The sequence below is a fragment of the Stenotrophomonas sp. IS26 genome (genome assembly GCF_054188265.1).
Window position 1 is genome coordinate 122573 of the sequence record NZ_JBSZJV010000012.1, and the last position, 9257, is coordinate 131829.

The 9257-nt window shown below is 68.3% G+C and carries 9 protein-coding genes; 5 read left to right on the plus strand and 4 right to left on the minus strand.

The features are described 5' to 3' along the window. Window positions 1–24: 24 nt before the first annotated feature. Entirely contained in the window at window positions 25–801 is a 777-nt protein-coding gene (locus ACW6W5_RS12300) for a sulfite exporter TauE/SafE family protein (RefSeq protein WP_121044016.1), read from the minus strand. A gap of 62 nt (window positions 802–863) precedes the next feature. Here ACW6W5_RS12300 and ACW6W5_RS12305 point away from each other — a divergent pair, with 62 nt between their 5' ends. After that, entirely contained in the window at window positions 864–1259 is a 396-nt protein-coding gene (locus ACW6W5_RS12305; RefSeq protein ID WP_121043632.1) for a YchJ family metal-binding protein, read from the plus strand. Here the strand turns inward: ACW6W5_RS12305 and ACW6W5_RS12310 are convergent. Then, on the minus strand, window positions 1238–2545 hold the full coding sequence (locus tag ACW6W5_RS12310) for a GGDEF domain-containing protein (protein WP_121043629.1): 1308 nt from the start codon (window positions 2543–2545) through the stop codon (window positions 1238–1240). The two genes, ACW6W5_RS12305 and ACW6W5_RS12310, sit on opposite strands and share 22 nt — an antisense overlap. 171 nt (window positions 2546–2716) lie before the next feature. Between ACW6W5_RS12310 and egtB the strand changes: the two genes are divergently transcribed. Genes egtB through ACW6W5_RS12330 form a run of 4 tightly spaced genes read left to right on the plus strand, consistent with a single transcriptional unit; the run spans window position 2717 to window position 7769 of the window. Further along, entirely contained in the window at window positions 2717–4003 is a 1287-nt protein-coding gene (gene egtB / locus ACW6W5_RS12315) for an ergothioneine biosynthesis protein EgtB (RefSeq protein WP_152152836.1), read from the plus strand. Then, a complete protein-coding gene (gene egtD, locus ACW6W5_RS12320) occupies window positions 4000–4974 on the plus strand; it encodes an L-histidine N(alpha)-methyltransferase (protein WP_121043622.1) in 975 nt (324 codons plus the stop codon). The genes egtB and egtD overlap by 4 nt, the downstream gene beginning before the upstream one ends. A 54-nt stretch (window positions 4975–5028) precedes the next feature. Next, entirely contained in the window at window positions 5029–7197 is a 2169-nt protein-coding gene (locus ACW6W5_RS12325) for a lytic murein transglycosylase (protein ID WP_152152838.1), read from the plus strand. Further along, window positions 7194–7769 carry a DUF2628 domain-containing protein gene (locus ACW6W5_RS12330; protein WP_121043616.1) on the plus strand — a complete coding sequence of 192 codons (576 nt, stop codon included), beginning with the start codon at window positions 7194–7196 and terminating at the stop codon, window positions 7767–7769. Before ACW6W5_RS12325 ends, ACW6W5_RS12330 begins: the two co-directional genes overlap by 4 nt. 4 nt (window positions 7770–7773) lie before the next feature. On the opposite strand, the gene ACW6W5_RS12335 is transcribed toward ACW6W5_RS12330, so the two are convergent. Further along, window positions 7774–8964, minus strand: coding sequence for a benzoate/H(+) symporter BenE family transporter (locus ACW6W5_RS12335; RefSeq protein WP_152152840.1), 1191 nt, complete (start codon window positions 8962–8964; stop codon window positions 7774–7776). 32 nt (window positions 8965–8996) lie between these two features. Beyond that, on the minus strand, window positions 8997–9257 hold a 261-nt coding region (locus ACW6W5_RS12340; RefSeq protein WP_226956638.1), incomplete at its 5' end, for a hypothetical protein.

The following is a 9257-nucleotide window of genomic DNA, read 5'->3' on the forward strand; positions in this document are numbered from 1 at the left end:
CAGCCCCAGGGCTGGCCCGTCCGGCTAACCGCCGAAGGTATCCCAGCCCATCCGGGCGATCAGCACCACCACCAGGCCGACGAACAGCTTGCGGATGAAGGGCGTGCCACCGCGCAGCGCCATCCGCGTGCCGACCACCGAGCCGATGATGTTGGCCGCGGCCATCGGCAGCGCGAACAGCCACAGGATGTTGCCGGTCGGCACGAAGAACGAGATCGCCGCCACGTTGGTCGCGAGGTTCACCACCTTGGAGGCGGCAGACGCACGCAGGAAGTCCAACCCGAAGAAGCGCACGAACAGGAAGATCAGGAAGCTGCCGGTGCCGGGCCCGAAGAAGCCGTCATAGAACCCGATCACCGCACCGATCGCCAACGCGGTGACCAGCTCCTTGCGGCCGATCTCGCGCGGGCGGTGCAGGGCACCGAAGTCCTTCTTCCACAGCGTGTAGCCGAGCATCGCCACCAGCAGCACGAGCACCAGCGGGCGCACCGCATCCTTGGGCAGCAGGCTGACCGCCGTGGCCCCGGCGAAGGAGAACACGAAGGCCGTGCCGGCCGCGAACAATACCGGCCGCCACGGGAAGCGCACATTGCGCGCGTAGCGGAACGCGGCGGCGGCCGTGCCGAACATCGAGCTGAACTTGTTGGTGCCGAACAGCATCGCCGGCGTGTGCTGCGGCAGGACCGTGAACAACCCGGGCAACTGCACCAGTCCACCGCCGCCGACGGCGGCATCCACCAGGCCGGCGATGAAGGCGATCGCCACCAACCACAACAGTTCAGGGGGAACCAGCTCAAGCACGGCGGCACATCGCGGCAGAAGGCGCGCCAGCATACGCCCGGTCATCGCGCGACAATACCCCCATGACCACCGCCCTCTCCGATCCCTGTCCCTGCGGCCACCCACTGGCCTACACCGCCTGCTGCGGCCTCTACCACGCCGGCACCCCCGCGCCGGATGCCGAAGCGCTGATGCGCTCGCGCTACAGCGCCTACGTGCGCCACCTGGCCGAGTACCTGCTGGCCAGCTGGCACCCGTCCACGCGCCCGGGCGAGCTGTCGCTGGACGAAGCACCCGGCCAGCGCACCCAGTGGCTGGGGCTGACGATCCACGCACATACCCGTTCAGATGCCGACCACGCCCAGGTCCGCTTCACCGCGCGCTACAAGGTCGGCGGCGGCAGTGCGGTGAAAATGCTCGAACACAGCCGCTTCGTCCGCGAAGACGGCCGCTGGTTCTATCTCGACGCGTTGCCCTGAGCCAGCGCGTTGGCGCGCACCGGCACGGTGCCCTGCTGCCCAAGCGCACGCACACAGTTGCGGCCGGCGTCCTTGGCTGCATACAGGGCCTGGTCGGCGGCCTTGAGCACTGCCTGCGGGCTGTCGGCGACCCGGCTGTCGGCCACGCCGATGCTCACCGTCACCTGCACCACCTCGCCACTGCCACCGCGTCCACGCTGCAGCTGCCCCACCGCATCGTCGCGGCTGCGCGCGGCCCGGTCACGCAGATGCATGCGGACGCCTTCGATCCTGGCGCGGATTTCCTCCACCGACGCCACGCAGGCCGGGGCAGGGCGATCCAGGAACACCAGCGCGAACTCTTCGCCGCCGTAGCGGAATGCGCGGCCACCGCCCCCGATCTCGGACAGGCGCGCGGCCACCAGCTTGAGCACGTCATCGCCGGCATCGTGGCCGTGGGTATCGTTGAAGCGCTTGAAGTGATCCACATCCACCATGGCGATGGTGTAGGTGGCCCCGACCCGCTGCAGGCATTCATTGAACGCGCGGCGGCCGGGCAACCCGGTGAGTTCATCGCGGAAGGCCATGTGGAAGGCTTCCTGCAGCATCGCCGAGATGACCAGCAACAGCGCCATGCAGCTGACGGCGGGCAGCAGGGCCGGCGAGACGAACACCCGTGGCAGCATCCACCACAGGCAGAGCAGGGCGATCAGCAGGGCGGTGTGCAGCGGCCGGGGCTGGCGCCAGGCCTGTACCGCCAGCGCGACCGTCGTCACCGCGAACAACAGCGCAGGCAGCTGGGCCAGCGCATTCCAGCCACTCGGCAGCCACGGCAGGTGGCGGTCCGACAACAAGGCATGCATGCCGACCGGGCCTTGTGCGGCCATCAGCAGGAAAATGCCGAGGGCCGTCCCGCTGACCACGCCACGCAGCAACAGGTCCTGGCGCAGCCGTCCGCGTTCGGGCCACAGCCCATGCAGCAGGAACAGCAGTGGCAGCCACCACGACACCGCGTGGAAGATCAGCGGGGTCAGCGCCGAAACAACGCCATCGCGCAGGAACGTGCCGACCACACCATGCAGCAGGGCGAACGCCGAGGCGATGGCCAGCATCAGGCACAGCGCCCGGACGCGGTTGTAGATCAGCGCCAGGCCGACACCCAGGCAGGCCAGCACCATCGGCAGCAGGCGATGCACCGAACTGCCGGCTTCCGCCGCGGGGGTGGCGGCCCACAATCCCAGCGCCACCAGTACTGCAGGCAGCACGAACAGATAGTGACTGGGCTGGCGTAGCAGATGCGTCCGCAAGAAGGGGTCCACGTGGTGGCCGGCGCGCCGTGGCTGCAGCGTGCAAACCGGACTACACAGGCGATGGGTCTTCCCCGGTAGCGGCCTGCGCGTATTCAACTTGAGCAATGTCACCGGATCGATGCGGTGCCATGACGTGGCACTCACCCCGGCTGGTCGATCCTCACCGCAATGAATACCGCCGTCGCTGCCGCACTACCGCACACTGCCGCCCCGCCATCGCCGCTGGCCGTCCGCTACGCCACCGTGCGTGCACGCACGCTCGCGCTGGCCGCACCGCTCAGTGCCGAAGATGCCATGGTCCAGAGCATGCCCGACGCCAGCCCGGCGAAATGGCACCTGGCCCATACCACGTGGTTCTTCGAGCGCTTCGTGCTGGCGACCCGCCCCGGCTACGCTCCGATCGATGCGGACTGGCACTACCTGTTCAACAGCTACTACCAGAGCATTGGCCCGGCCCATGCACGCCCACAGCGCGGCCTGCTCTCGCGCCCGACGCTGGACGAGGTGCTGCACTTCCGCGCGGAGATCGATCAGCGCGTGCTCGCCGCACTGCAGGCCGGCAATCTGAGCGAGCAGGCCCAGCATCAGCTTCTGCTCGGCCTGCACCATGAGCAGCAGCACCAGGAACTGCTGCTGACCGATATCAAGCACGCGTTCTGGTCCAACCCGCTGCAGCCGGCCTATCGCGAGGATCTTGTCGCGGCGCCGGCCCGTGCGCTGCCGCTGCGGTGGCTCAGCAGTCTCGAACAGATCGTGGAGATCGGCGCGCCGGTCTGGCCCACCCGCCCCACGTTCGCCTATGACAACGAATCGCCGGTCCACCGCGCCTTGGTGCCCGCGCATGCGCTGGCCAACCGCCCGGTCAGCAATGAGGAGTACCGCCAGTTCGTGCAGGCCGGTGGTTACCGCGAGCCGCGCTGGTGGATGAGCGAAGGCTGGACGCTGTGCCAGGAACAGCAGTGGCAGCACCCGCTGTACTGGGATGACGCGCTGGCGCGCGAGTTCACCCTCGGCGGCTGGCGTGCGCTCGACCCCCACGCACCGGTCTGCCATCTCAGCTATTTCGAAGCCGACGCCTACGCGCGTTGGTGCGACGCCCGCCTGCCCACGGAGTTCGAGTGGGAAGCGGCGACGGCCGGCCGCGCCCTGCGTGGTCGCTTTGCCGACGCCGATGCGCTGCACCCGGGCGGCGCGGAGGAGGAGGGCGACATCGTCCAGCTGTTCGGCGATGTCTGGGAATGGACCAGCAGCGCCTATGGGCCGTATCCAGGCTTCCGCACCTTCCCGGGCAACCTCGGCGAGTACAACGGCAAATTCATGTGCGGGCAGTGGGTGCTGCGCGGGGGCAGCTGCGCCACCCCGGCAGATCACCTGCGCGCCAGCTACCGCAATTTCTTCGCGCCGTCGGCCCGGTGGCAGTTCGCCGGCCTGCGCCTGGCCCGGGACGCCGCATGAGTTCGGTCCGTGATGCACTCCAAGCGCTGACCGATCTGCAGCCGGATCGGGACCAGATCACCGCCGACATCCTGCGTGGCCTGTCCTCCACACCGCGGCAGCTGCCCTCCAAGTACTTCTACGATGCGCAGGGCTCGGCGCTGTTCGAGCAGATCACCCAGCAGCCGGAGTACTACCCGACCCGCACCGAGCTGCAGCTGCTGCAGGACTGCGCGCGTGACATTGCCAAGGTGGTCGGCCCACGCCTGCATGTGGTCGAGCTCGGCAGTGGCAGCGGGCGCAAGACCGAACTGCTGCTGCATGCGCTGCGGGACCCGGTCGCCTACACCCCGATCGAAATCTCCCGCGCTGCGTTGCTGGACAGCATCACCCGGCTCGCGCCCTCGCTGCCAGAGATCGAAATGCTGCCGGTCTGCGCGGATTTCACCCAGCCGGTGCAGTTGCCATCGCCGCAGCGCGATCCGGCCCGCCACCTGGTGTTCTTCCCCGGCTCGACCTTGGGCAACTTCGCCCATGACGACGCCATCGCACTGTTGAAGGCGATGCGCCAGACCATGGGCCCGGATGGCATGGCCCTGATCGGCATCGACCTGCACAAGGACGCGGCGCTGATCGAAGCGGCGTACAACGATGCCGCCGGGGTCACCGCCGAGTTCACCCTCAATCTGCTGCGCCGGCTCAACCGCGACATCGGCAGCGATTTCGATCTGGAGGGCTTCCGCCACCGCGCCCGCTACAGCGTGCCGCGCCTGCGCATCGAAACCGAGCTGATCAGCCAGCGCGACCAGCGCGTGCAGCTGGATGGGCAGAGCTTCGATTTCGCCGAAGGCGAAGCGATGACCGTGGAGTACAGCCACAAATACACCGATGCGGTGTTCGCCCGGATGGCCGCGGATGCCGGGCTGCAGGTGACGGCGCACTGGAACGCGACCGATCCCGCCTTCGGCCTGCGCCTGCTGCAGCCGGCCTGACCTGCGCGGCATTGCCGCTATGATGCAGGTCCACTGGCTGCAAGGATTCCGCCAATGCGATGGTCGCCCCTGTTGTTGTCCGGGCTGTGGCTCGGCGTACCCTCGCTCGCGGTCGCCGCGCCGGACGCCTTCTCCACGTGCCTGGTCACCCTCAAGGCCCAGGCCGGCAAGCAGGGCATCCCGGCTGAGCGTTTCGACGTGCTCACCGCCGGGCTGACCCCCGATCCCAGCGTGCTGCCGCTGCTGGATGCGCAGCCGGAGTTCACCACCCCGTTGTGGGACTACCTGGCCGCGCTGGTGGATACCCAGCGCGTCGATGACGGGCGCGCCCGTCTGATCGAGCACCGTGATCTGCTGGCCCGTGTTTCGGCCGAGTACGGCGTCGATCCGGCCACCATCGTCGCGGTCTGGGGCGTAGAGAGCGATTACGGGCGCGTGTTCGGCAAGCGCCCGCTGCTGCAGTCGCTGGCCACGCTCTCCTGCGAAGGCCGCCGCCAGCCCTTTTTCCGCGGTGAACTGCTGGCCCTGATCAAGCTGATCGATGCCGGCGACCTGCGCGCCGAGGGCCTGACCGGCTCGTGGGCCGGCGCCTTCGGCCACACCCAGTTCATGCCGTCTACCTATGCGCGTATCGCGGTGGATGGTGACGGTGATGGTCGTCGCGATCTGGTCGCCTCCATTCCCGATGCGCTGGCCTCCACCGCCAACTATCTGAAGAAGGCCGGCTGGCGCACCGGGCAGCCGTGGGGCATCGAGGTGAAGATCCCGGCCGGCTTCAACACCGCCCAAGCCGGCCGCACCCAGCGCAAGCCATTGGCCGACTGGCGCGCGCTGGGCATCGTGCCGGTTGCCGGCGGAACGCTGGCGCCGGCCGGGCTGCCCGCCGACAGCACTGCCGCATTGCTGCTCCCGACCGGTGCCAAGGGCCCGGCGTGGCTGGTGTTCCGCAACTACGACGCGATCTACGCCTACAACGCCGCCGAGAGCTATGCCCTGGCGATCGCCACCCTGGCCGATCGCCTGCGGGGTGGCCCGGGTATCGTCGCCGCCTGGCCAACCGATGATCCTGGCATCGGCCGTACCGAACGCCGAGAGCTGCAGACCCTGTTGCTGGCCCGCGGCCACGACATCGGTACGGCGGACGGCATGATCGGTACCGCCACCCGCCGCGCCATCCAGGCCGAGCAGCAGCGCCTGGGCTGGGCCCCCGCCGATGGCCGTGCCGGCCAGCGCATCCTCACCGCCCTGCGCGGTGCTCCTCCTTCTTCCACACCGACCATGCCCGCATCCACCGTGTTCACCCTGCCGCCCAACCATGCCCAATACGTCCAGTCGCCGGCCGCGCCGCGCGCTGCCCTGCCCAAGGTGCCCGGACTCAGCCTGGCCGACATCCAGGGCTTCCCCGCGTGGAGGGTCGAGACCCCGTTCGCCACCGCTGCGATCAGCGTGTTCGGTGGCCAGCTGCTGTCCTATGTGCCCAAGGGCGGGCAGGACGTGATGTGGCTCTCGCCGAGCGCCCAGCCGCTGCCGACCCCGATCCGTGGCGGCAGCCCCGTGTGCTGGCCGTATTTCGGCCGCCAGGGGCAGGGCAATGACGTCCCTTCGCATGGCTTCGTCCGCAACGTGCCATGGACCCTGCAGCAGGCCCGTCGCGAGGCCGATGGCACCATGGTGCTGACCCTGGCCCCGCCGGTGCTGGAGAACCTGGATCTGCGCCTGCGCATGGAACTGCGGATCGGCCGCACCCTGGAACAGCGCCTGATCACTGAGAACACCGGCCGCCAGCCGGTCGCCTTCACCCAAGCCCTGCACAACTACTTCCATGTCAGCGATGCGATGCAGGTCAGCGTGGAAGGCCTGGATGGCCTGTCCTACCTGGACAAGTTCGAGAACTACGCGACCCCGCGCCAGCAGCAGGGCGACTGGAGCCTGCGCGACCCGCGCGATCCCGGCCGCAGCGACCGCATCTATACCCAGGCCGGTGGCCGCTATCTGCTCAAGGACCCGGGCCTGAAGCGCCGCATCGAGATCACCACGAGCGGCAGCCGCTCGCTGGTCGCGTGGAACCCGGGCGAGGCGGGCGCCAGCAAGATGGCCGATGTCGGGGCCGGCTGGCGCAACTATGTGTGCCTGGAGGCGGCCAATGCCGGCCCGGATGTGGTGACCCTGGCGCCGGGTGCGCAGCACGTGTTGCAGCAGACGCTGGCGGTTCGCCCGCTATGAGTACGGTTCCGCCCCCGGCCCGGATCGACGAGAGTGCCGGGAATCCTTATCGCGCGCCCAGCACCGCCATGCACGAGGCCATGATCGACGCCCAGATCGATGCGGCCGTGGCGGTGCATGACCGCCATCCGCTGCTGGCGAAGGCGGTGGGCGACAACTTCGCGTTGTATGCCCGTCGCTGGCATCTGGATGACGCCGGTGGCCGCTGGCCGCGCCCGTGGCACTGGCCGGCCGTCCTGTTTGGCTTCCACTGGCTCATGTACCGGCGCATGTACCTGGTGGCATTGGCGGTGCTGATCGCCGATTTCGCCATTGGCATGGCGATGGTCCTGCTGGACCTGGCGGTGGGCGGCGTCGTGTTATCGCTGGGTGTGCAGCTCTCGCTGGGCATCTTCGGCAATGCGCTGTACCGCTGGCATTGCCGCCGCATGGTGGCGCGGGCGCAGGCCCGTTTTACCGGGCAGCCGGAGCGGATCAACGCGGAACTGGTGCGCCGCGGGGGTACCAGCCGGCTCGCGCTGGGTGTGGGCCTGGCGCTGTTCGTCGTGCTGCGGGTAGTTGAAGGCGCGTGACCCGTCAGTGGGCGACCGGGCGCGGTCGCAACGCCACCAGGCAGATGCCGCCGGCCACCAGCCCCCAGAAAGCCGAGCCGATCCCGGCCAGCGACAGGCTCGAGGCGGTGACCAGGAAGGTCACCAGGGCCGCCTCGCGATCGGCCTCCTCACGCAGGGCCATCGCCAGGCTGTTGGCGATGGTGCCGAACAGCGCGATCCCGGCCACGCAGGCCACCAGTTCCTTGGGGAAGGCGGCGAACACGGCCGCCACCGTCGCCCCGAACAGCCCGACCACGATATAGAAGGCGCCCGCGGCCACGGCTGCGGTGTAACGCCGCGCCGGATCCTCGTGTGCTTCGCGCCCCATGCAGATCGCCGCCGTGATTGCGGCCAGATTGAGCCCAAAGGCGCCGAAGGGGGCGAGCAGCGTATTGACCACCCCGATCCAGCCGATCACCGGCGATACCGGCGTGTCGTAGCCGGAGGCGCGGATCACCGCCACGCCCGGGATGTTCTGCGAGGCCATGGTCACCACGAACAGGGGCAGAGCGATGCCGAACACCGCCGACCACGACAGCGTTGGCCAGGTGAACACCGGCGTGGCCAGCTCCAGCCGCACGTCCTGCATATGAAGCAGCCCCTGACCGGCCGCCACCATGACACCGACAAGCAGCGTGGCGATCACCGCATAGCGCGGGAACAGCCGTCGCCCGATCAGCCAGGTGGCGAACATCGCCAATGCCATGCCCAGCTGGGTGCCCATCGAGACGAACACATCCAGACCGAAGCGCAGCAGTACGCCAGCAAGCATGCCCGCGGCCAGCGCCATCGGCACACGCTTCATCAACTTCGCGAAGATCCCCGAGAAGCCGGCGAGCATGCCCAGCACCGCGGCAAGGACGAACGCACCGATCGCATCGCTGTAGCCGACCGCGCCCGCACCCACCACGAGCATTGCCGCACCCGGCGTGGACCATGCAGTGACGACCGGCATCCGATAGCGCAGTGACAGACCAATACAGGTCACGCCCATGCCAAGGCCCAACGCCCACATCCACGAGGCGATCTGCGCCTGGTCGGCGCCAACCGCGCGTGCGGCCTGGAACACGATCACCGCCGAACTGGCGAAGCCCACCAATACCGTAATGAAGCCCGCCATCACCGCAGGCAGGGAGAGATCGCGCCACAACGAACGTTTGCCTACCGCGGACATCGCATGCATTCCTGATGACTGGAGATGCATTGTTAGCAAGCCAGCGGCAGCACGCGCAACGCGCGTGCTGCCGCGCTTGTTGATGAGCAGCACGTATGGATGACGCGTTGATGAAAAAGATCGACGAAAACGCTTGACGAATTTTCAGAAGTCTTTAGTATTCGCTCCCTCGCTGCGACGCGGTCTTCACCCCGGTGAACACCCACCCGCAGCGACGGCAACAACCTTCGAAAGAAGGTGTTGACGGAAACGAAAAGCCTGACATAATAGGCGGCTCGCAACGACGAAAGCCT

Coding starts and splice junctions, on each gene's coding strand:
- egtD (WP_121043622.1), top strand. CDS start 4,000: ATGAGTTCGGTCCGTGATGCACTCCAAGCGCTGACCGATCTGCAGCCG.
- ACW6W5_RS12335 (WP_152152840.1), bottom strand. CDS start 8,964: ATGTCCGCGGTAGGCAAACGTTCGTTGTGGCGCGATCTCTCCCTGCCT.
- egtB (WP_152152836.1), top strand. CDS start 2,717: ATGAATACCGCCGTCGCTGCCGCACTACCGCACACTGCCGCCCCGCCA.
- ACW6W5_RS12330 (WP_121043616.1), top strand. CDS start 7,194: ATGAGTACGGTTCCGCCCCCGGCCCGGATCGACGAGAGTGCCGGGAAT.
- ACW6W5_RS12305 (WP_121043632.1), top strand. CDS start 864: ATGACCACCGCCCTCTCCGATCCCTGTCCCTGCGGCCACCCACTGGCC.
- ACW6W5_RS12325 (WP_152152838.1), top strand. CDS start 5,029: ATGCGATGGTCGCCCCTGTTGTTGTCCGGGCTGTGGCTCGGCGTACCC.